Here is a 21,631-nt window from a genome sequence, read left to right on the forward strand (position 1 = left end):
GCACTTAGAGCGGCTAACAAAACCCAGCGCAGCGCTCCTGGCTAGGCGTGCGGCCGCAGACAGTACAAGAAGTACGGCAAGGCCGCGCAACGACGCCAGGAGGGTTTTGTTAGCCGCTCTTAACCCGCTGCCAGCAGGCGCAGCAGCGCGGCTTCGTACTGACGGGCGGTATGTTGCTTGGTATAGCGCTCGCACACCCGCCGATAGCCGGTTTCCCCCAATTGTGCACACAGGGCCGGATCGTCCAGTAAACGCGCCATGTCGGCGGCCAGCTCGCGCCAGTCGCCTGGGGTATGCAGCAGGCTGGCGCCGGCCGAGACTTCCGGTATGGCGCCAGAACGTGAGCCCAGAATCGGTTTGCGGCAGGCCATGGCTTCCACCAGCACCATGCCAAACTGTTCCTGCCAGGTCAGCGTCGGCACACTGGGCAGCACCAGGCAATCGGCCAGGTTGTGCAGACGTCCCACCTCGGTGTACGGCAAAAAGCCGGTAAACACCACTTCTTCTTGCAGCCCCAGGTCGGCAATGATTTTTTTCAGATTATCCAGCTGTGCGCCGCGTCCGGTGATGGCGATCTGAAAATTTGTCCGGCCTTGACGTTTGAGCACCTTGGCGGCGTAGAGCAGATATTGCACGCCTTTCCAGCTCACCAGCTTGCCAATATATGAAAAGATGAATTTATCAGGGTCCAGACCATACTGCGCGCACAAGGCATGGTCTTTTTCCCGTGGCTGAAAAATATCCTGGCATATGCCCATTGGAATGGTCTGAATCGGCGGGGTCACGCCTTCGTCTTCCATGCCCAGGCGAATATGCTCACACCACGGTGTCAGCAAATCGATGGCGGACCAGGCGCGCTTCTTGATCAAATCCGTTTTGGCGTCAAAAATCGAACGCACTGGAATATTTTCGCTATAAGACACGACCAGCTTGTAGCGCCGTGATGGTTTGAGCGTGGCCAGGGTATTCAGCGAGCGGCTGCCATCGCCACAGATCATGACATCAAAACTGTCATCGACGGCGGCGCGTAAACTATTGAGATAAAAATAAAATCTCTTGTATGGTGTACGCAGATGGGCCAAGGCGAAGGCCGGGTCGGCCAGCGCCGCACGCAGTTCACCCCGTCGGGTGAGTGCCTGCTGGGGAATGCGCACGCCCTCGGTGGAGAATTTGTTTTTTTCACCGACAAACACCGTGACATCGTGTTTGTCCAGCAATTCTTCAAAGGGGGCCATGGTCCATTTGCTGACGCCATGTTCCCAGACAATTCCAATTTTCATTGCGGGTGTGTTTATTATTGAACCGATTTTTATTTATTCTCAGCCAAATGGCGGGCTGAGGCTGGCCGGTATCATAATATGGTTGGCGTGTTTTGCGTGGCCAGAGAGATTGAAATCGCAGAAAAAACGACTGAAAAACTGCTGAAGGGTTAAGGTGTGTGGGCAAGTCGGGAGATATGCAATATATCTGTCATCTTTGCATCGGGTTGAAGAGGCGGCATCCAGGCTGGTAGATGGCGGTCTGGCCGGTTGCGCAACGGCAACAGCCCACCGGCCATGAATCATCCATGGGCGGTGGGCTATACGCTGCGTGACGTGGAATCCGGGCGTGCCGGCTCAGTGCTTCCACATGGCGGCCAGTTCGGTCAGCAGCGCCTCAATGATCGGATCGCCTTCACGGTCGGCACTGTAAATGAAGTGCAGGTCGGTGGTTTTGCCGTAGTCACCCACCAGCACCAGATCACCACTGTGCTGCATGGCCGTGGCTTCGTCTTCGCGCATGATGGCCAGCCCGACCCCGGCGCGCACCAGACTGGCGATGCAGGGGATGTGGTCTACCTCGGTGATTTTCTTCGGTGAGATGTTCATTTCTCGCCATAACTCGCTGGTGAGCTTGTGCAGGCTGGATTGCTGGGAAATGCCCACCCAAGGCAGTTTCCCCAGTTCTTTGGCGCTCATGCTGGCAATGCGTTCGCGCCAACTTGGCGGGGCCACCACGCGAAAGCGCATTTCGGTCAGATGCACGGTGTTGACGTTTACATAGGGGTTTTTGCCGATGTAAAACCCGGCGTCGAGCTCCTTTTTGCGCACGCGGTTAAGCACGCCGCCGGTGACGCCGTGCTGCAACTGGATGTCCAGCAGCGGGTATTTTTCGATCAGCGCAGCCACCCAGGGGCCGATATTGATCATTTCTGGCGTGGTGATGGCGCCAATCACCGCCCGTCCGGCCAGTTGGCCCTTCAGGCTGCGCGAGCGGTACAGCAGCTCGCGGCTGGCCTCCAGGATGGCTTGCGCCTGCGGCAACAGCTCCTGGCCGATGCGCGACAGGTTCACCCCGCCGGCGGTGCGTTCGAACAGCGGCATGCCGACTTCTTCTTCCAGCGCCTTGATTTGTGCGGTGACCGCAGGCTGGCTCAAATGCAACAGCTCTGCTGCCTGTGTCAGATGGCCCTGTTGCGCCACGGTGACAAAGGTCCGCAGTTGATAAATTTCCATGACGATCTCTCTCCCCAGCAGGCAGTGATGTGGGGGGTATGTCTGTGCCCGTCCTGACTGCTTGGCAGCCGGCGGGCGCATCCGGATCGCCCTGCCTGGTCGGCCCCCGGATGCTGTTATGGCCCAGTCGCCCGCCGTCATGTGCGGGTCGAAGGTGTGTTTTTTAGAGTGATTCTACTAGAAATTTGCCCCCCTCCGCCAACCCATCTTGGCGTCATTTTCACTATGTAACCATTTGTTTATATTAGTCTATTGCTATGCAGCATTCAAATCGCTGATTTTTTTCATCAGAAATTGCGATTAGCACGTTGACGCTAACGTTAAGTAGATTCCTCGCAAGCAAGCCTTTCCGGGGTTTGTGTCACAAAGGAGGAAACACATGAACGAAGACGTTCTGAAACGGGTGCAACAAAACCCGAAGTTCGCCGAGCTCGTCCACAAGAAGACGACATTTGGCTGGACGCTGTCGATTGTGATGCTGGCGATTTACTACGGCTTCATCCTGATCCTGGCTTTCGCGCCGAAATCGCTGGGCGCCTCGCTCAGCGGCGGCGTGACCACCCTCGGGATGCCGGTTGGCGTGTTGATCATCCTGTCGGCCTTCGTGCTGACCGGCATCTACGTGCGCCGCGCCAACACCGAGTTTGACCAGCTCAACCAGGAAATCGTCGAGGAGTCCAAGTAAATGAATCGTTGGCTCAAATATGCAGGTTACGCCGCGCTGGCGCTCGCGCCAGTGGCGGCATTCGCCGCCGGGGATGCATTGCAGGGTGAAGTCAAGAAAGCCCCGTTGAACATCTCGGCCATCGTGATGTTTTTCGCCTTTGTGGCCTTCACCCTGGGCATTACCTACTGGGCGGCGCGTCGCACCCGTTCGGCTTCCGATTTCTATACCGCTGGCGGCGGCATCACCGGCTTCCAGAATGGCCTGGCCATCGCGGGCGACTACATGTCCGCCGCGTCGTTCCTGGGTATTTCCGCCATGGTGTTCGAAAAAGGCTACGACGGCCTGATCTACTCCATCGGCTTTCTGGTCGGCTGGCCGGTGATTCTGTTCCTGGTGGCCGAGCGTCTGCGCAACCTGGGCAAGTTCACCTTCGCTGACGTGGCTTCCTATCGCCTGAATCAAACCCATGTGCGCATCCTGGCGGCAACCGGCACCCTGGTGGTGGTGGCGCTGTACTTGATCGCCCAGATGGTGGGCGCCGGCAAGCTGATTCAACTGCTGTTCGGCATGAACTACGCCTCCGCCGTGGTGCTGGTGGGTGTGCTGATGGTGCTGTACGTGATGTTCGGCGGCATGCTGGCCACCACCTGGGTGCAGATCATCAAAGCGGTGATCCTGCTGTCCGGCGCTTCGTTCATGGCCTTCATGGTGCTGGCCTCGGTCGGCTTCAGCCCGGAAGCGATGTTCAGCAAGGCTGTGGAAGTGCACGACAAGCACGCCGCCATCATGGAGCCGGGCCAACTGGTGTCCAACCCGATTGACGCTGTGTCGCTGGGCCTGGCCCTGATGTTCGGCACCGCTGGCCTGCCGCACATCCTGATGCGCTTCTTTACCGTGTCCAACGCCAAAGAAGCCCGCAAATCGGTGTTCTTCGCCACTGGCTTCATCGGTTACTTCTACATCCTGACCTTCATCATCGGTTTTGGCGCCATCTTCCTGGTGGGCACCAACCCCGAGTTCAAGGACGCAGCCGGCAAGCTGATCGGCGGCAACAACATGGCTGCTGTGCACCTGGCCAAGGCCGTGGGCGGCAACCTGTTCCTGGGCTTCATCTCGGCTGTGGCTTTCGCCACCATCCTGGCCGTGGTGGCAGGTCTGGCTCTGTCTGGCGCCTCTGCCGTGTCGCATGACCTGTACGCCTCGGTGATCAAGAAGGGCAAGGCTGACGAAGCTGCTGAAATGCGCGTGTCCAAGATCACCACTCTGGTGCTGGGCGTGATCGCCATCGTCCTGGGCATCATCTTCGAAAAGCAGAACATCGCCTTCATGGTGGGCCTGGCCTTCTCCATCGCCGCTTCGGCTAACTTCCCGGTGCTGTTCCTGTCCATGTTCTGGAAGGGTCTGACCACCCGTGGCGCTGTGGTGGGCGGCTTTGTCGGCCTGTTCTCCGCCGTGCTGCTGATCGTCCTCGGCCCGGCAGTGTGGGTTGACGTGATGGGCAACGCCAAGGGCTCGGCTCCGTTCGCTTACAAGAACCCGGCGCTGTTCTCCATGACCCTGGCCTTTGTGACCACCTGGCTGGTGTCCGTGATGGACAACTCCAAGCAGGCTCAAGAAGAACGCAAGCTGTTTGACGCCCAGTTCGTCCGCGCCATGACCGGCATCGGTGCAGCTGGCGCCTCCAAGCACTAATCAGAAACTCAAGAAACAAGCCGCCGCGCTTTCGGGCGCGGTCGGCCTCCCCCCTGCACTACAAAGGAGCTACTGAATGTCCACCATCGAATCCGTCCTGAAAGAAACTCGCAGCTTTGCGCCGAGCGATGCCTTCCGCCAAAAGGCCACCATCTCCGGCATGGAAGCCTACAACGCCCTGTGCGAGCAGGCCAATCAGGATTACGCCGGCTACTGGGGCGGCCTGGCGCGCGATCTGCTGACCTGGCACAAGCCGTTCACCCAGGTGTTCGACGACAGCAATGCGCCGTTCTTCAAATGGTTTGCCGATGGTGAGCTCAACGTCTCCTACAACTGCATCGACCGTCATCTGGCGCAAAGCGCCGACAAAGTCGCGCTGATTTTTGAAGCCGACGGTGGCGAAGTCGAAAATATTACTTACGCCGAACTGCACCGCCGCGTGTGTCAGTTCGCCAACGGCCTGAAGAGCCTGGGCGTGGTCAAGGGTGACCGTGTGGTCATCTACATGCCGATGGTGGCCGAAGCCATTGTCGCCATGCAGGCTTGCGCCCGCATCGGCGCCATCCATTCCGTGGTGTTCGGCGGCTTCTCCGCCGGCGCCGTGAAAGACCGCATCGAAGACGCCGGCGCCAAGCTGGTGATCACCGCCAACGAAGGCCTGCGCGGCGGCAAGACCGTGCCGCTGAAGGCCACCGTGGACGAAGCGCTGGCCATGGACGGCACGGCTTCGGTGCAAAAAGTGGTGGTGTACCAACGCACCCCGACCCAGGTCGCCTGGACCGAAGGCCGCGACGTGTGCTGGACCGAGCTGACCAAAGACCAGCCGGTGAGCTGCGAACCGGAATGGATGAACGCCGAAGATCCGCTGTTCATCCTGTACACCTCCGGCTCCACCGGCAAGCCCAAGGGCATTCAGCACAGCACCGCCGGCTACCTGCTGGGCGCGATGAACTCCTTCCGCACCGTGTTCGACTTCAAGCAAGACGACGTTTACTGGTGCACGGCCGATGTGGGTTGGATCACCGGCCACTCCTACATCTGCTACGGCCCGCTGGCCAATGGCGCCACCCAGGTGGTGTTTGAAGGCGTGCCGACCTACCCGAACGCCTCGCGCTTCTGGCGCATGATTCAAGACCACAAGGTCTCGATCTTCTACACCGCCCCGACCGCCATCCGCTCGCTGATCAAGCTGGGTTCCGACCTGCCGAACCAGTTCGACCTGTCCAGCCTGCGCCTGCTGGGCACCGTGGGTGAGCCGATCAATCCGGAAGCCTGGATGTGGTACTACGAAGTGGTGGGCGGCAGCCGTTGCCCGATCGTGGACACCTGGTGGCAAACCGAGACCGGCTCGGCGATGATCGCCCCGCTGCCGGGCGCTGTGCCGACCAAGCCGGGTTCTTGCACCCTGCCGCTGCCGGGCATCATCGCTGACATCGTTGACGAATCCGGCGCCCAGGTTGAGCCGGGCCGTGGCGGTTTCCTGGTGATCAAGAAGCCGTTCCCGTCGCTGGTGCGCACCATCTGGGGTGACCCGGACCGCTTCAAGAAAACCTACTTCCCGGAAGAGTTCAACGGCCAATACTACCTGGCTGGCGACTCGGCCAACCGCGACGAAAACGGCTACTTCTGGATCATGGGCCGCATCGACGACGTGCTGAACGTGTCCGGCCACCGTCTGGGCACCATGGAAATCGAATCCGCCCTGGTGGCCAACCCGCTGGTGGCCGAAGCCGCCGTGGTGGGCAAGCCGCACGATGTGAAGGGCGAAGCCGTGGTGGCCTTCGTGGTGCTCAAGGGCGCTCGTCCGGAAGGCGAAGAAGCCAAGAAGATTGCCGCTGAACTGAAAGCCTGGGTGGCCCACGAAATCGGCAAGATCGCCCAGCCGGACGACATCCGCTTTGGCGAAAACCTGCCCAAGACCCGTTCCGGCAAGATCATGCGCCGCCTGCTGCGCTCCATCGCCAAGGGCGAAGAGATCACCCAGGACGTGTCCACCCTGGAAAACCCGCACATCCTGGGCCAGCTGAAAGACGCTGTGTAATTGATGTGTTTTACCTTCCGGCTCGCGCCTGCCCGGCGAGCTGGAAGTCCGTTTCCCTGCGATTGCCGCGCCTTGTCCGGGTTTTCCGGACAGGTGCGGTTTTTTTTGTTTGTGTGGCTGATCTGCATAGTCAGCGTGGCGAACAACCCCCTCTTGGCGTTGTTGCACCACTTTGCCACTTTATACTGCCCGAAACCGCGTGCACTGGGCTGAGTTTTGTGAATCGCTTTTAAAAAACGATGACAGCATTCCTGAAGTCTGACGTCATGGTCTGTTGGCCATTTGACCGGGTTTCACCACGCAAGCCTGCTTCTCACTCCTGATAATACCCCCCACCATACCCCGACACCTGAATCCCGGCGCGCACCAGGCCGTAGCACAGCCACACCAGCGCGCGTTTGGGCAGGGAGGCTTGTGTCAGCTCCTGCGGGGCCACTTGGCGGGCGTGGCGCTGGATTTTGTGCAGCATGTGCCGGCGCAGGCCTTGGGCAAAGTCGGCGTGCTGGATTTGCAGATTGGCCTCGCGCGCCAGCAGCAGGCTGAACGGGTCGATATTGGACGAGCCGACCATGGTCCAGCGCCGGTCGATCACCGCCACTTTGGCGTGCATATACCCCGCCTGGTATTCGTGGATTTCAATCCCGCTATTGAGAAAATCCCGGTACAGCATGCGGGTGGCGTAGTGCAGGATGGCGTGGTCCACCCGGCCTTGCAGCAGCAGCTTGACCTTTACCCCGCGCCGGGCGGCGTCGCATAGCGCGTGGCGCAGGCGCAGGCCGGGCAAAAAGTAGGCATTGGCGATCAGGATTTCGTGCTGGGCGCGGCGGATTTGCCGCAGATAGCTTTGCTCGATGGACAGCCGGTGGCGGCCGTTGTCGCGCACCAACAGCCGGGCGGATTGCACGCCGGCCGGCCGGGTGTCGGCGTGCAGCTCCTGGCTCTTGCTCAATAAGCGGGTAAGCGCCTGCGGGCCGCGCGCCACCAGTGGGCCAAAGGCCACGCTCAGCCACAGCTGGCGCATGGTGTGCTGAATATCGGCCACCACCGGGCCGCATACGCGCACGGCGTAGTCGTAGCGCGGCGCGTCTTCCGGGCCGGCGTTGTCGCGGTCGTCGTGCAGATTGATGCCGCCGACAAACGCGGTGTGGGCGTCGATCAGCGCCAGTTTACGGTGCAGGCGGCGCAGGCGGCTGCGGCGCGGCCACCAGCGCAGCACCTCGGGGCGAAAAAACCGCACATTCACCCCGGCCGCGCGCAGGGCGTCCAGCCAGTGATCAGGAAAATCCGCACAGCCAAAGCCATCCAGCAGCACATTGACTTCCACCCCGCGACGGGCGGCGGCCATCAGCGCGCGGGCAATGCGCTCGCCGGTGGCGTCGATGCGAAAGATATAGGTCTCCAGCTGGATTTGCCGCCGGGCGGCGTTCAGGCTGGCCAGCAGCGCCGGAAAAAACTCGGCGCCGTCGCACAGCAAAGTCACCGCATTGTGGCGCCACAGCCGGCCCATGCGCTTACTCCGGCAACAAGGTGGCCGACAGCGGCAGGTGATCAGACAGCTGCGCCCACGGCGCGCCGTGATGCACCTGCGCCTGGGTGACACGCAGGCCACGGGTGTAAATGCGGTCCAGCGTCAGCATGGGCAGCCGCGCCGGGTAGCTGCGCGCATGCGCGCCGTGCAGGGTGTGAAACACCTCGCTCAGGCCCAGCTCGCCGGCCAGCAGATCATTGGCCTGGGCGCGCCAGTCGTTGAAATCACCGGCGATGATCAGCGCATGCTCGGCCGGCACGGCGTGGGCGATGTAGTCGCGCAGCGCGGCAAACTGTTTTTTGCGGTCGCGCGCCAGCAGGTTAAGGTGCACGCACAGCGCGGTCAGCCCGCTGTGCCAGCCGGGCGGGCGAAAATCGCAATGCAGCACGCCGCGCGATTCAAAGCGGTTGACCGAAATATCCCGGTTGCACCAGTGCTCAACCGGCAGCCGCGACAAAATGGCGTTGCCGTGGTGGCCGTGTTCGTGCGCGCAGTTCAGCCCATAGGTGGCGCGGGCGTGCAGCTGGCGGGCCAGGTATTGGTGCTGCGCCTCGGCCGGCCAGTCGGCAAAGCGTTGGGCGCGCGCGCTGTGCCGGCCTTGCACCTCTTGCAAAAACACCACGTCGGCGGCCAGGGTTTTCAGGCTGCGGGCGATGTCGGGCAGGCGCAGCCGGGTGTTCAGCGGGCTTAAGCCCTTGTGCATATTGTAGGTGGCGATGTGCAGGGCGTGGGCGGTCATCAGGCGGGCTGGGCGGCGCGGGCCAGCCGCGCGGGCAGCAGGCGGATGGCGTCGGCGTTGGACGGAGAAAACACCTGCTCGGCGGCGGCTTGCCAGGGCAGCCAGCGCCAGGCCAGATGCTCGCGCGGCGCCAGCGTCACCGCCAGCGGCGCCGGCAGCATCAGGCCCAGGACGTGTTCGGTGTTGTGGGTGACGCCGTCCGGGTAGCGGTGGCGCCATTTGGGGTAGATTTCATAGCGGTTTTGCACGCCCCAGTCGCTCAGCACATAGTGGTTGGCGTCCAGGCCGGTTTCTTCGTGCAGCTCACGCCGGGCGGTTTGCAGCGGGGTTTCTTCGCCCTCGCGGCTGCCGGTCACCGATTGCCAGGAGCCGGGGTAATCGGCCCGCTCCAGCAGCAGCACCTGCAAATCGGCGGTGTGCACCACCACCAGCACGGAAATCGGTTGCTTATTGCCCATGGATCACGGCTCCTGACGCAGGCTGGACAGCCGGCCGGCCAGCTCGACGGCAGATTTGACCGCCATTTTTTCCAGCACGCGCGCGCGGTGGACTTCGACGGTCTTGATGCTGATGTCCAGCGCCTCGGCGATTTGCTTGTTCAGCTTGCCGTCCAGAATCAGCGCCATCACCTCGCGCTCGCGCTCGGTCAGCTGGCGCAGCTGAGCTTCCAGCTGGTGGCGGCTGGCCAGGGCGGCGCGGGCGCTGACATCGCGCTCCAGCGCGGCTTCCACCCGCTCGATCAACACGACGTCGTCGAAGGGTTTTTCCAAAAAATCCACCGCGCCCATTTTCAGCGCCGACACCGCCAGCGGCACATCGGCGTGGCCGGTCAAAAAAATCGCTGGTGGGCAATAGGGCTGGCTGGCCAAGAGTTTTTCAAACAAGGCCAGGCCGTTGATCGGCGCCATGCGCACGTCCAGCACCAGGCAGCCGATGCGCTCGACGTCAAACGCCGCCAGCAGCGCCTCGCCCGAGGCAAAGCTCAGCGTGGGCAGGCCTTTGGAGCTGAACAACCAGGACAGCGCATCGCGCACAGCTTCGTCGTCATCGACAATCGCCACACTGCGTGGATTCATGTGGGCTCGCCCCCCTGAGTTGGTTGGGATGGGTTGAGGATGCGCACTTCCCGCTGCGGAAACGGCATGCCGATGCCGGCCTGGGCAAAGCGGCGCCAGATTTCCAGGTTCACCGCCGAGCGCAGGCCCAGCAGGCCGTTTTCCGGGTCGCCGCACCACACGCCCAGCTCCAGATTGATGCCATTCTCGGCAAACGCCGCCACAAATGCCGCCGGCGCCGGGTCTTTTTGCACGCGCGACACCGCATCGGCTGCTTCGCGCAGCACGCGCAAGGCCAGGTCCAGATCCGTGCCGTAGGCCACCTGCACCGGAATCGACAGCCAGATGGCCTTGTCCGAATACGATTGATTCACCACGGTATTGGCAATCAGCGTGTCGTTCGGCACCAGCGCCTCCGAGCCGTCGGCCCCTTTGAGCACGGTGTAGCGGGCGGTGATCTGGCTGATATAACCCACCCGGTTGTCGATGCTGACGCGGTCGCCAATGCGGATCGAGCGCTCCAGCAGGATGATAAAACCGGACACATAATTGCTGGCGATTTTTTGCAGGCCAAAGCCCAGGCCCACGCCCAGCGCGCCGCCGAAGACCGACAACACGGTGAGATCAATGCCCACCACCGGCAAGGCAATCAGCACGCCCAGCACCACCAGCAGGGTGCGCGACAGATTGACCAGCACAATGCGCAGATTCATATCCAGGTGATTAAAGCCCAGCACGCGCTTTTCGATGATGCGCGACACCCACATCGATGCCAGGATAATGGCGATCAGCCAGAACACCCCGTTCAGCAGCATCCAGGCGGACAGCTTGGTCTTACCGACATGAAAAGCGATCGAATCCAGCCAATCCACCAGAAAATCATCCAGCCCCACGCCCCAGCTGATGTAGCTGATCCATAAGGTCCAGGCCACCAATTGCTCGGCGCTGCGCTCCAGCTTGCCGGCTGGCAGCACGCGCTTGATGCAGGCAGCCAGCACACGGGTGATGGCCATCCAGCCCATCACCGCGGTCTGGATCAGCATCCAGCCGCTGGGCTCACCCCACTGCCGGTGCAGCACATGCGCCAGCCCCAGGCCAGCGGCGGCCAGCAGCGGGAAACTTACTCGCTGCAGCACATAAGGCAAAAAGCGCTCGGCGTGCACATCGTCGGCTGCCATCCAGCGGGTAAACCGTCGCGCCAGCCACCAGGCCAGCAGGGCCCAGGCCAAGCCTAGCGCCAGATCCAGTTGCGCCTGCGGTTCGGCCAAGGTAGCCAGCAGGGCTTCAAAAGATTGGTTGCGTGGATTCAACGCGCTCATTGCGCCATCTCCTTGGCGTCCACCAGCCGGCCGTCTTCCAGGGTCAGCACCCGGCCGGTCTGGCGCGCCATCTCGCGGTCGTGGGTGACAATCACCAGGCTGGTGTTCAGGCTGGCGTTCAGCTCCAGCATCAATTCGAACACCCGCCGGGCGGTGGCGTGGTCCAGATTGCCGGTGGGCTCGTCGGCCAGCACGCAGGCCGGCTCGGTGACCAAGGCGCGCGCCAGCGCCGCCCGCTGACGCTCGCCGCCGGACAATTCGCCCGGCTTATGCTGCAAGCGCGCTGCCAGGCCCACTTTGTCCAGCATGGCCGCCGCGCGCGCGCTGGCCTCTTTGCCGGGCAGGCGGCGAATCAGCAGCGGCATCATCACGTTTTCCAGCGCGGTGAATTCTGGCAATAGATGGTGAAACTGATAGACAAAGCCCAGCGCGCGGTTGCGCAGCGCGCCGCGCGCCGCCTCGCCCAGATTGGACAGCAACTGGCCCTGCACGCGGATTTCGCCGCTGCTGGGCGCATCCAGCCCGCCCAACAGGTGCAAGAGCGTGCTCTTGCCCGAGCCAGAGGCGCCGACAATGGCGATGCGCTCGCCGGCCGCCACCTGCAAATTGACATCGGCCAACACGCTGACCTTCAGCGGGCCTTCCTGATAAATGCGGCTGACATGGCTGGCCACCAGCACAGGAACCTGATCACTCATAGCGCAGCGCCTCCGCCGGTTGCGTGCGCGAGGCGCGCCAGCTGGGGTAAAGCGTGGCCAGCAAGGCCAACAGCAGGGAAATCACCGTGATGGTCAGCACATCGCCCGGCAACACGTCAGACGGCAGTTTGTCGATCAAGTACACCTCGGAAGAAAAAATCTTGCTGCCCAGCAGCCGTTCGATGGCCGGCACCAGCACATCCAGATTCAGCGCCACCAGCACGCCGCCGCCCACGCCGCACAGCGTGCCAATCAGGCCGGACAACGCGCCCTGAATGACAAAAATGCGCATGATCGAGCCTGGCGCCGCGCCCAGCGTGCGCAAGATGGCGATGTCGGCCTGTTTGTCGGTCACGGTCATGATCAGCGTGGACACCAGATTAAACGCCGCCACGGCGACAATCAGCGTCAGAATGATGAACATCATGCGTTTTTCGATCTGCACCGCCCGAAAATAACTGGCGTGCTGGTCGGTCCAGTCGGTCAGATACATATCGTAAGTGAGCTTGGGCGCCAAGGCATGCTTGACCGCCGGCGCCAGCATCAAATCATTCAGCTTGAGCCGCACCCCGGACACGGCGTCGTCCAGGCGGAATAACGTCTGCGCGTCTTTCAGCTGGATCATCGCCAGCGAGGCGTCGTATTCAAACATATCCACCTTGAACACCCCCACCACGGTGAACTGCTTGAGCCGGGGCATCATCCCGGCCGGGGTGATCTGCCCTTGCGGGGTGATCAGCGTCACCTTGTCGCCACGGCCCACCCCCAGCTGCCGCGCCAGCTCGACGCCCAGCACAATGCCAAAGCCGCCTGGCTGCAAATCGCTGAGCTGGCCCACCAGCATCTTGTGGCCGACGTCCACCACGGTGTTTTCTGCCTCGGGCAGCACGCCGCGCACCATCGCCCCACGCACATTCGGCCCCACCGACAGCAGGCCCTGCGCCGACACAAACGGCGCGCTGGCCGTCACCCGCGCATCCTGACGCGCCACCGCCATGGCGCCGCGCCAGTTGTCCAGCCGGTTGTTCATGCCGGTGATTTCCAGATGCGAGGCCACGCCCAGAATGCGGCCACGGATTTCTTTCTGAAAACCGTTCATCACCGACAGCACAATAATCAGCGCCGCCACACCCAGGGCGATGCCGACAATGGAAATCAGGGAAATAAAAGAAATAAAGCTATTGCGCCGCTTGGCGCGCAGATAACGCAGCCCGATCAGGGTTTCGAATGAAGTCATGACACCATCGCCACGCGGGCGGGAAGTTGCGGGGAATGCGCGCGGCCAGGGCCGAACACCACACGGCGTATTATGCCCATGTCGATGAGGGTCGGCGAGTGTAATACCCTGGCGGCGTCCCTGTAGCAGACCGCCACCGCGCGGCTGGGGTTCCCTCCCCGGCGTACTGAGCACACCGGCACAATCGGGCGGGCTTACTCTGGAACGGCTGGGCAGCAGGGGTGTGGTGTGCACCCAAGCGACCATCCCGACACGCCCACACAACGCTTAACACGCCTGACCCAGACCGCCACGTCGGGTTTTGTGAGCTGCGCCAAAAAACGGCAGCCCTGCGACAGACGAGCGGCTACGTGTCTCAAGTCTGGCTCGCCGCGCCATGACCACCATGCACGGCGGATTCGCCACGCAAGGCGACAATCTGCTCCACCAGCTCGCGCGCCATCGCCGCATCGCTGGCCACCACCGCGCCCAGCTGCTCCTGCCGCCACAGCTCGGCCTCGGCGCTGTCGTCGCCGCGCGCCAGCACGGCAATGCCAGGGTTGAGCGCACGGGCGATGTCCACCATTTTGCGCGCGTCAAACAAATCCGGGGTGGCCACCACCAACAGGCTGGCGCGGGCGATATGCGCCTGAATCAGCACCGAGGGCTCGGCGCCGTCGCCCACCACCGCCGGGCGATGCTGGGCGCGCAGCGCTTCCACCGCCTCGCGCCGGCGCTCGACCACCACCACCGGCACCTGCCGCGCCAGCAGCGCATCGGCAACGCGCGAACCCACCCGGCCATGGCCCACCAACACCACCTGGCCGCTCAGCGACTCGCTATGCACCGTGCCGGGCAGCTCGGACAGGGGATCAGGCCGCAAGGCCAGCTCGCGCGCCCAGCGGTAGCGCGCGCGCAAGCGCTGCTCCAGCGGGGTGATGGCGGCAAACAACAGGCTGTTGCAGGCAATCGACAACATGGCACCGGCCAGAATCAGGTTTTGCCCCTCGCGCGGCAGCAGGTTCAGCCCGACGCCCAGCCCGGCCAAAATAAACGAAAACTCGCCAATCTGCGCCAGGCTCACGCCGACGGTCAGCGCGGTGTTCAGCGGCAGGCGCATCAGCAACACCAGGGCAATCGCCGCCAGGGTTTTGCCGACCATGATCACCAGCGTGACCGCCAGCACCTTGACCGGATCGGTCAGCAGCACCGCCGGATCGAACAACATCCCCACCGACACAAAAAACAGCACCGAAAACGCATCGCGCAACGGCAGCGATTCATCCGCCGCACGGTGGCTGTATTCCGACTCGCGCAGCATCATCCCCGAGAAAAACGCCCCCAGCGCAAACGACACATCAAACAGCTTGGCCGAGCCATACGCCACGCCCAGCGCAGCGGCAATCACACACAGGGTGAACAGCTCGCGCGAGCCCGCCCCGGCCACCCACCACAGCACCTTGGGCAACACCCGCCGGCCCACTACCAGCATCAGCGCAATAAACGCCGCCACCTTGGCCAGGGTGATGCCCAGCGCCGTCCACAGCGAACCTTCCACCGCGCCGCCGCCCGCCGAACTACTGCCGCCCAGCACGCCGGCCAAGGGCGGCAGCAACACCAGCACCAGCACCATCACCAGGTCTTCCACCACCAGCCAGCCCACCGCCAGCCGGCCATTGCTGGAATCCAGCTCGCCCCGGCTTTCCAGCGCGCGCAACAGCACCACCGTGCTGGCCACCGACAAAGCCAGCCCCAGCACCAAGCCGGCGCCAATAGGCCAGCCCCAGCACCAGGCCACGCCCATGCCCATCAAGGTGGCCACGCCAATCTGCACCACTGCGCCCGGCACCGCCACCTTGCGCACCGCCAGCAAATCCGCCAAAGAAAAATGCAGCCCGACGCCAAACATCAGCAGCATCACGCCAATTTCCGCCAACTGGCCCGCCAGCGCCACATCGGCAACAAAACCCGGCGTGCCCGGCCCGATAATCACCCCGGCCAGCAAATAACCCAGCAAGGGCGGCAGGCGCAGGCGGGCGGCGGCAAAGCCCAGAATCAAGGCCAGGCCAAAGCCGGCGGCAAGGGTGGTGATCAATGGCACGTCATGCGGCATGGAATCTCCTGTTCTCAAGGCGGGGAAAGGCCGGCATCGCCGACATATTGTTATTTGCGCCTGGCCACTGCGTGGGGCAGCGGCTTGGTTCACGGCTTTTATATGACCAGACCACCGCCCCGGCGCAATGGTTCACCCCAAATCCATCATCAGGCGCGATTTTTGCCTGAGCGGCGGGCGGAGTGGGCGCGGGCTTGATGCGTTCATGTCATCAGCGTTGCCGCCACGACGCGGTGAGCTTGGGCAGCTATCCGTTCACCCTTGTCTGGCCTTGAGCCCACCCACCCATCAAGCTACACTGCCCAGCATGGCACATCTCCACGACAGCGGTTATAAATACCTGTTTTCTCACGCCGAACTGGTACAAGAGTTGCTGGAAACCTTCGCCCCGCCGGGCGTGTCCGAGCTGCTTGATTACACCACGCTGCGGCTGGAAAGCGGCAACTACGTCACCCCGGCGATGAAGCCACGGGCGGATGATCTTGTCTGGTCGGTTGAGTTGCAGGGGCGGCGGATTTATCTCTATCTGCTGTTGGAGTTTCAATCCACGCCAGACGACACCATGCCGGCACGTATGCTGCAATATGTCGCCGCACTGTACGACCATTTATTGCGCAGCAAGGCGGTAGACATCGCTGACGGCCTGCCGCCAGTGCTGCCCATCGTGCTGTACAACGGTGACGCCCGCTGGCGGCAAAGCAGCGAGCTGTATGCGCTGATCCGCCCGCACCCGCCCGTGCTCAAACCGTTTCAGCCGCAGCTGAAATTCTGGCTGCTGGACGAAGGCGCCTTCGCCGCCGCCGAGCTGGAAGACATGCAGCGGGTGATGGCGGCGATTTTTTGTTTTGAACACACCCCCGACACCGCTGCGGCCAAACGTGCGATTCGCAGTCTGGCGGACGCCATTGCGAAATCCCCGTTCAAGCAGCGCCTCGACCGGGTGTTGGCGCGCTGGATAAAATACCGGCTGAAAAGCAGAATGCCGGGATTGAACACCCCTGACGCAGACGAGCTGACGAGAGGAATCAAGATGCTGGAAACCAATATCGACCGCTGGGAAGCTCAGGCGATTGCCAAGGGAGTGCAGCAGGGTATGCAGCGAGGTGAAGCCTTCTTGTTGCAACGCCAGCTCACCCGGCGTTTTGGCGAACTGTCCGCCGCCCAGCAGGCCAAACTTGCCGCCGCCACGCCCGCCCAACTGGAAACCTGGGGCGACCGGGTGCTGGATGCGCGCTCGCTGGACGAGGTGTTTGGCGACACCCGGCACTGATTCTGCCTTGCCCGGATGGCGGCCATGCCAAGCCGCCGCCCTCCGCGACCTCCTTCTCCTCGCCGCCCGTGACAAGCGGCACCAAAGCAGCAGTAAGCCGCCTGGACGACCCGTGTTCAGGCAATGCCCCTGAGGCCTTTTGCAGCCACCCGCCCCAGCCTGTAAAATAACGCATTGCTTAACGTTGCTGACCAAATGCCCTGGCGTTGTGACCCCGTCTTGTTGTGCTGCCTGCGGCGGCGCGCCTGGGCCGGGCCACTGCGCCGGATTTTGTCAGCATCGCCTCATCCTATCCCTGCGTGACGCCCTGGCGGCGGCGCGCTTCCCGCAAGAGACGCCATGACCCTTTCGCAACTGCTCAATCAACGCCTGTCCGCCGCGCTGGCCGCCGCTGGCTGCCCGGACGCCTCGCCCATTCTGCAAACCGCCTCGCGCGCCGAGTTTGGCGACTATCAGGCCAACGGCATCATGGCCGCCGCCAAAGCCAAAAAAACCAACCCGCGCGCGCTGGCCGAGCAAGTGATTGCCCAGCTGGACCTGGCCGGCATCGCCAGCAAAATCGAAATCGCCGGCCCCGGCTTTATCAATATCCACCTCGACCCGGCGTTTCTGGCCGGCAAGGTCAGCGCCGCGCTGGCCAGCCCCAGCCTGGGCATCGAGCCGCAAAGCCCGCGCCAGAAGGTGATTGTCGATTACTCCTCGCCCAATCTGGCCAAAGAAATGCACGTCGGCCACCTGCGCTCCAGCATCATCGGCGACGCGCTGGTGCGCGTGCTGGCCGCCATCGGCCACGACACCATTCGCTGCAACCACGTGGGCGACTGGGGCACCCAGTTTGGCATGCTCACCGCCTACCTGGTGGAAAGCGAAAACCAGGACGCCGGCCTGGCGCTGAACGACCTTGAAGACTTTTACCGCAAGGCCAAAATCCGCTTTGACGAAGACGCCGCCTTTGCCGACCGCGCCCGCGACTATGTGGTGCGCCTGCAATCCGGCGACGCCGAAGTGCTGGCGCTGTGGAAGCAATTTGTCGATGTCTCGCTCACCCACTGCGAAGCGGTGTACCGCAAACTGGGCGTCAGCCTCACCCGCGCCGACGCGCGCGGCGAATCCGCCTACAACGCCGATCTGCCGGTGATCGTGCGCGAACTGCGCGAAAAAGGCCTGCTGGCCGAAGACGACGGCGCACAAGTGGTGTTTCTGGAAGAATTCCGCAACCAGGACGGCGACCCGATGGGCGTCATCATCCAGAAAAAAGACGGCGGCTACCTCTACACCACCACCGACCTGGGCGCGGTGCGCTACCGCTGCCGCGAACTGGGCGTAGACCGCGTGCTGTATGTGGTGGATGCCCGCCAGAGCCAGCATTTTCAGCAAGTGTTCACCCTGTGCCGCAAGGCCGGCTTTGCCCCGGAAAACGTCCAGCTGCAACACATCGGCTTTGGCACCATGATGGGCGAAGACGGCAAACCGTTTAAAACCCGCAGCGGCGGCACCGTCAAACTGATCGAACTGCTGGACGAAGCCGAAGAACGCGCCTTCCAGCTGGTCAGCGAGAAAAACCCCGACCTGGACGACGACGCCCGCCGCCGCGTGGCGCTGGCCGTGGGCATCGGCGCGGTGAAATACGCCGACCTGTCGAAAAACCGCAACAGCGATTACATCTTCAACTGGGACCAGATGCTGGCCTTTGAAGGCAACACCGCGCCCTATCTGCAATATGCCTACACCCGCGTGGCCAGCCTGTTCCGCAAAGCCGGCGAACACGACGCCAACGCCCCGGTGCAGATCGACGCCGCCGAAGAAAAAGCCCTGGCCGTCGCCCTGGCGCAGTTTAACGACGTGCTCTACCACGTCGCCGACGAAGGCTACCCGCACTTTCTCTGCCAATACCTGTATCAGGTATCCACCCTGTTCATGCGCTTTTACGAAGCCTGCCCGGTGCTGAAAAGCGAAGGCGCCGTACGCGCCTCCCGCCTGCAACTGGCCCGCCTGACCGCGGCGACGCTGAAGACCGGGCTGGATTTGCTGGGGATTGAGGTGTTGGAGGCGATGTGAGCGGGGGCGGGTGGCAAGCGTGTAAATCTCTTTGCCACACCGCGCCGAGGGGCGCGAGAACTGCGTCATCCCTCTGGCGATCCGGCATCCGGCTGCAATTCGAGTTCGCCGCGCGTCTCTCCGAGATCGTCTCGTTGCAATAAGACTGGGTGGATTTCGAGAGCCGGCGCGCGGTCTGGCCCGACAGCAAGACCGACGGCATGCCCAAGCTCCTGAGCGAGAACGCCGACTGCTTGCTCTCGACGGCGCCCCAGCGCGAAGGCTGCCCATCGCATCGCACCCGACAACGATGCCGCATGATAATTAACCAAGTTGCCAAATTTAACCTAGTAGGTTAGCTTATGGAAAAAGGAACCCCTCACTGCAAGTTGCAGATGGTGAAGGCGCTGATCGAGGCGGGACAGGTTAGGGCAACCTTCTCGGCATTGACTGGCGGCGCTGCATTGGGCCTGGATTTCGGCGGAATGCTTGGCGTGGTTATGGCACTGGAACCTCGGGACTTCTACAAGAGCATGACCACACACGCCGACCACCGCATCTGGCAAGACGTGTACCGCTCCCGTACTGCGGCGGGCGAGGTCTATTTGAAACTCACGGTGATCGACGACGTGCTCATCGTGTCCTTCAAGGAGTTGTGAACATGCGATGCCCCATCTGCGCAGCGGCCGAGCTGGTGCATGACACCCGCGACCTGCCCTACACCTACAAGGGCGAGACCACAGCCATTGCAGCCGTGGCGGGAGACTTCTGCCCAGCCTGCGGCGAAAGCGTGCTGGATGGCGCCGAGTCGGCGCGCGTGAGCGCGGCCATGCTGGCCTTCAACCGGCAGGTGAACGCCAGCATCGTCGATCCGGGCTTCATTGCGGGTGTGCGCAAGAAGCTGGCGTTGGACCAACGGGAGGCCGCCGAGATTTTTGGAGGAGGCGTCAATGCGTTCTCGCGCTACGAGAACGGCAAGACCAAGCCGCCGCTGGCGCTCGTCAAGCTGCTCCAGGTGCTGGACCGCCATCCTGAGTTGCTGGGTGAGATCCGGACCTCGGGGGAATAACGCCCGGCGTAGGCGCCAGCGTGAGGGAGATGGATTGCGTGGGTGAAGAATTGCTTTGCAGCGGTTGCTGTAGTTCGCCTGGCCAGATTCTATGGCCCGCTCTTGGCCATGAACGGACGGTCGTGACCCTTGCCTGTTGATGGCACTAAGCTGACCTCTGCCCCTTTTGCGTTGCTGTGTTTCCGGACGGCTGCGTGCTACGTGTGAATCGAAAAGATGGGGTCGGTCAATAATGGCCACTATGATTGCTTGACGGAGGTGCCAAGGTGCAAGACAAAAATAGCCCCCAGGAAACTGGGGCACAACAGCCGACGACTGGGAGCAGTGCCATTTTTCGGCAACTCCATGATCAGTGCACACAGACCATGGAGATGTCGCTGCGGGGTGACAACCACGCGCACCTTGGCGATGCTTACCTCTTCGCTGGGGACTTGGATACTTGGCGAGCGGTTCTCGACAGGCAGATGGAAGCCAGACTTATCGAGACTGCCTCCAGCGAATACGTCTTGGCTGCCCTAAACATTTGCCAGGGGCAATATCGAAATGGATTCAAAGGTCTGCGACTGGTCCTTGAGCTTTGCCTGCAGAGCACTCACCTTTCGGCAGACCTTGTTCTACGTGCTGAGTGGTTTAAAGGGGAGAAGGACACGATTTGGGCCACTCTCGTCGATCCAGAGAACGGTCCTCTGAGTGTTCGATCTTGCCGCGGATTCTTCCCTGAGCTCTCGGAACACGTTCCACACTTTAGGCAGTTGGCACAAACGCTCTATCGTGAGCTTTCCGAGTGCATTCACGGCAATGTACCAAATCACATTCCACTTCCCACCAGCCTCACATTCTCTCAAAATACGTTTGATTTATGGCTTTCAAAGGCTAAATCTGTTCGACTTGTCGCGCACTTTGCGTTTACGCTGAGATACTTGAACGATCTGTCTGTTGCTAAGCGGGGGCCTCTAGAAGCTGCCGTGACCGATCAGTTGGGGCATATAGCGGCAATCCGATCAGCATTCGAACAAGGTGCTTAACATGAACGATTTTAAAAGCTTTGTCATTCGAACCGAGGACATTCGACCAGAAGAGATCCTTGACCTGTTTGTGCCGACAGAGCGGGACCTGCAGTTGATCTCAGCGCTGAAGTCAGCGAGCCCAGTCATCCTCGAAGGCAGCAGAGGTACCGGAAAGTCGTTCTTGCTGCGTGTCTGCGAGCAGCAGCAATTCGCCGAGTTCAGCGGCACTCTCGTGGTCCCCGTGTACGTCTCGTTCATAAAGAGTTCGTTGTTAAACACCAAGAACGAGCAGCAGTTCCAGCACTGGATGTTGGCGCGCCTAGCATCACGTGTTCTGCGAACACTTTATCAAATTGGTTTGCTGGCAAAACCGACGCAGTCCGCCTCAGTTTTGGCTGGGGGGCCAATCGGGCTCGCGGGCGAGATGACAGAACTCGAGAAGGTGGCACAACGTTTCGAGGACTCATTCAAAAATCCTGGGCAGATATTGGATGACTATGTCGTGCCTGATGTCGAATCATTCAAGGATGCCATCCAGGATCTCTGCGAAGAGCTAGAGCATGTTCTGAACCATCCCAACAACATCAGGAAGGTGCGGCAGCATCAACATGGCAAACGCCACGTAATGTAATCCAGCCAGCGTCTGCGGCAGCTTCTCGTAAGCTCTGGCCAAACGCCGGAAGCG

The 21,631-nt window shown here is 61.9% G+C and carries 18 protein-coding genes and 1 pseudogene; 9 read left to right on the forward strand and 10 right to left on the reverse strand.

Features of this window, described 5'->3' with window-relative positions; translation table 11 throughout:
• Window positions 1-119: 119 nt before the first annotated feature.
• Both DFR34_RS09330 and DFR34_RS09335 read right to left on the reverse strand, forming a co-directional pair.
• Window positions 120-1,235: a glycosyltransferase family 4 protein gene (locus DFR34_RS09330; RefSeq protein WP_158281787.1), complete on the reverse strand. Its 1,116-nt coding sequence runs from the start codon at window positions 1,233-1,235 to the stop codon at window positions 120-122.
• Between the two features lie 381 nt (window positions 1,236-1,616).
• Entirely contained in the window at window positions 1,617-2,495 is an 879-nt protein-coding gene (locus DFR34_RS09335; protein WP_110390881.1) for a LysR family transcriptional regulator, read from the reverse strand.
• Between the two features lie 379 nt (window positions 2,496-2,874).
• Here DFR34_RS09335 and DFR34_RS09340 point away from each other — a divergent pair, with 379 nt between their 5' ends.
• The 3 genes from DFR34_RS09340 (at window position 2,875) to acs (ending at window position 6,895) form a co-directional block, all read left to right on the forward strand.
• The gene (locus DFR34_RS09340; protein WP_110390882.1) at window positions 2,875-3,180 is read left to right on the forward strand and encodes a DUF485 domain-containing protein; all 306 of its coding nucleotides are present in this window, start codon (window positions 2,875-2,877) and stop codon (window positions 3,178-3,180) included.
• On the forward strand, window positions 3,181-4,854 hold the full coding sequence (locus DFR34_RS09345; protein WP_110390883.1) for a cation acetate symporter: 1,674 nt from the start codon (window positions 3,181-3,183) through the stop codon (window positions 4,852-4,854).
• 76 nt (window positions 4,855-4,930) lie between these two features.
• A complete protein-coding gene (acs, locus tag DFR34_RS09350; protein WP_110390884.1) occupies window positions 4,931-6,895 on the forward strand; it encodes an acetate--CoA ligase in 1,965 nt (654 codons plus the stop codon).
• A gap of 313 nt (window positions 6,896-7,208) precedes the next feature.
• Here acs and clsB read toward each other — a convergent pair whose 3' ends face one another.
• From clsB to DFR34_RS09390, 8 genes are all read right to left on the reverse strand, one after another.
• Window positions 7,209-8,402 (reverse strand): cardiolipin synthase ClsB, encoded by a 1,194-nt coding sequence (gene clsB, locus DFR34_RS09355; RefSeq protein ID WP_110390885.1) that lies wholly within the window; start codon window positions 8,400-8,402, stop codon window positions 7,209-7,211.
• A gap of 4 nt (window positions 8,403-8,406) precedes the next feature.
• Window positions 8,407-9,162, reverse strand: a complete 756-nt coding sequence (locus DFR34_RS09360; protein WP_110390886.1) for an endonuclease/exonuclease/phosphatase family protein — start codon at window positions 9,160-9,162, stop codon at window positions 8,407-8,409.
• Window positions 9,162-9,620: a dihydroneopterin triphosphate diphosphatase gene (gene nudB, locus DFR34_RS09365; protein ID WP_110390887.1), complete on the reverse strand. Its 459-nt coding sequence runs from the start codon at window positions 9,618-9,620 to the stop codon at window positions 9,162-9,164. Before nudB ends, DFR34_RS09360 begins: the two co-directional genes overlap by 1 nt.
• Before the next feature lie 3 nt (window positions 9,621-9,623).
• Complete coding sequence (locus DFR34_RS09370; RefSeq protein WP_110390888.1) at window positions 9,624-10,238, reverse strand: response regulator transcription factor; 615 nt, start codon at window positions 10,236-10,238, stop codon at window positions 9,624-9,626.
• Window positions 10,235-11,536 (reverse strand): mechanosensitive ion channel family protein, encoded by a 1,302-nt coding sequence (locus DFR34_RS09375; RefSeq protein ID WP_110390889.1) that lies wholly within the window; start codon window positions 11,534-11,536, stop codon window positions 10,235-10,237. Before DFR34_RS09375 ends, DFR34_RS09370 begins: the two co-directional genes overlap by 4 nt.
• Window positions 11,533-12,234 (reverse strand): lipoprotein-releasing ABC transporter ATP-binding protein LolD, encoded by a 702-nt coding sequence (lolD, locus tag DFR34_RS09380; RefSeq protein WP_110390890.1) that lies wholly within the window; start codon window positions 12,232-12,234, stop codon window positions 11,533-11,535. Before lolD ends, DFR34_RS09375 begins: the two co-directional genes overlap by 4 nt.
• On the reverse strand, window positions 12,227-13,471 hold the full coding sequence (locus tag DFR34_RS09385; protein WP_110390891.1) for a lipoprotein-releasing ABC transporter permease subunit: 1,245 nt from the start codon (window positions 13,469-13,471) through the stop codon (window positions 12,227-12,229). The genes lolD and DFR34_RS09385 overlap by 8 nt, the downstream gene beginning before the upstream one ends.
• A gap of 355 nt (window positions 13,472-13,826) precedes the next feature.
• Window positions 13,827-15,563, reverse strand: a complete 1,737-nt coding sequence (locus DFR34_RS09390; RefSeq protein ID WP_110390892.1) for a cation:proton antiporter domain-containing protein — start codon at window positions 15,561-15,563, stop codon at window positions 13,827-13,829.
• A gap of 307 nt (window positions 15,564-15,870) precedes the next feature.
• Here DFR34_RS09390 and DFR34_RS09395 point away from each other — a divergent pair, with 307 nt between their 5' ends.
• The 6 genes and pseudogenes from DFR34_RS09395 to DFR34_RS17370 form a co-directional block, all read left to right on the forward strand.
• On the forward strand, window positions 15,871-16,833 hold the full coding sequence (locus DFR34_RS09395; RefSeq protein WP_158281788.1) for an Rpn family recombination-promoting nuclease/putative transposase: 963 nt from the start codon (window positions 15,871-15,873) through the stop codon (window positions 16,831-16,833).
• 339 nt (window positions 16,834-17,172) lie between these two features.
• Window positions 17,173-18,891, forward strand: a complete 1,719-nt coding sequence (argS, locus tag DFR34_RS09400; protein WP_110390894.1) for an arginine--tRNA ligase — start codon at window positions 17,173-17,175, stop codon at window positions 18,889-18,891.
• A 341-nt stretch (window positions 18,892-19,232) separates the two neighbouring features.
• Window positions 19,233-19,529: a type II toxin-antitoxin system MqsR family toxin gene (locus tag DFR34_RS09410; protein WP_110390895.1), complete on the forward strand. Its 297-nt coding sequence runs from the start codon at window positions 19,233-19,235 to the stop codon at window positions 19,527-19,529.
• 2 nt (window positions 19,530-19,531) lie between these two features.
• Window positions 19,532-19,939: a type II toxin-antitoxin system MqsA family antitoxin gene (locus DFR34_RS09415; RefSeq protein WP_110390896.1), complete on the forward strand. Its 408-nt coding sequence runs from the start codon at window positions 19,532-19,534 to the stop codon at window positions 19,937-19,939.
• A 365-nt stretch (window positions 19,940-20,304) separates the two neighbouring features.
• Window positions 20,305-20,964, forward strand: coding sequence for a hypothetical protein (locus DFR34_RS09420; RefSeq protein WP_110390897.1), 660 nt, complete (start codon window positions 20,305-20,307; stop codon window positions 20,962-20,964).
• A 1-nt stretch (window position 20,965) separates the two neighbouring features.
• Window positions 20,966-21,526, forward strand: a pseudogene (locus DFR34_RS17370) (ORC-CDC6 family AAA ATPase); the annotation flags it as partial.
• Window positions 21,527-21,631 lie beyond the last annotated feature (105 nt).

Origin of the sequence: Rivihabitans pingtungensis, from assembly GCF_003201855.1 — a bacterium.
GTDB lineage: Bacteria > Pseudomonadota > Gammaproteobacteria > Burkholderiales > Aquaspirillaceae > Rivihabitans > Rivihabitans pingtungensis.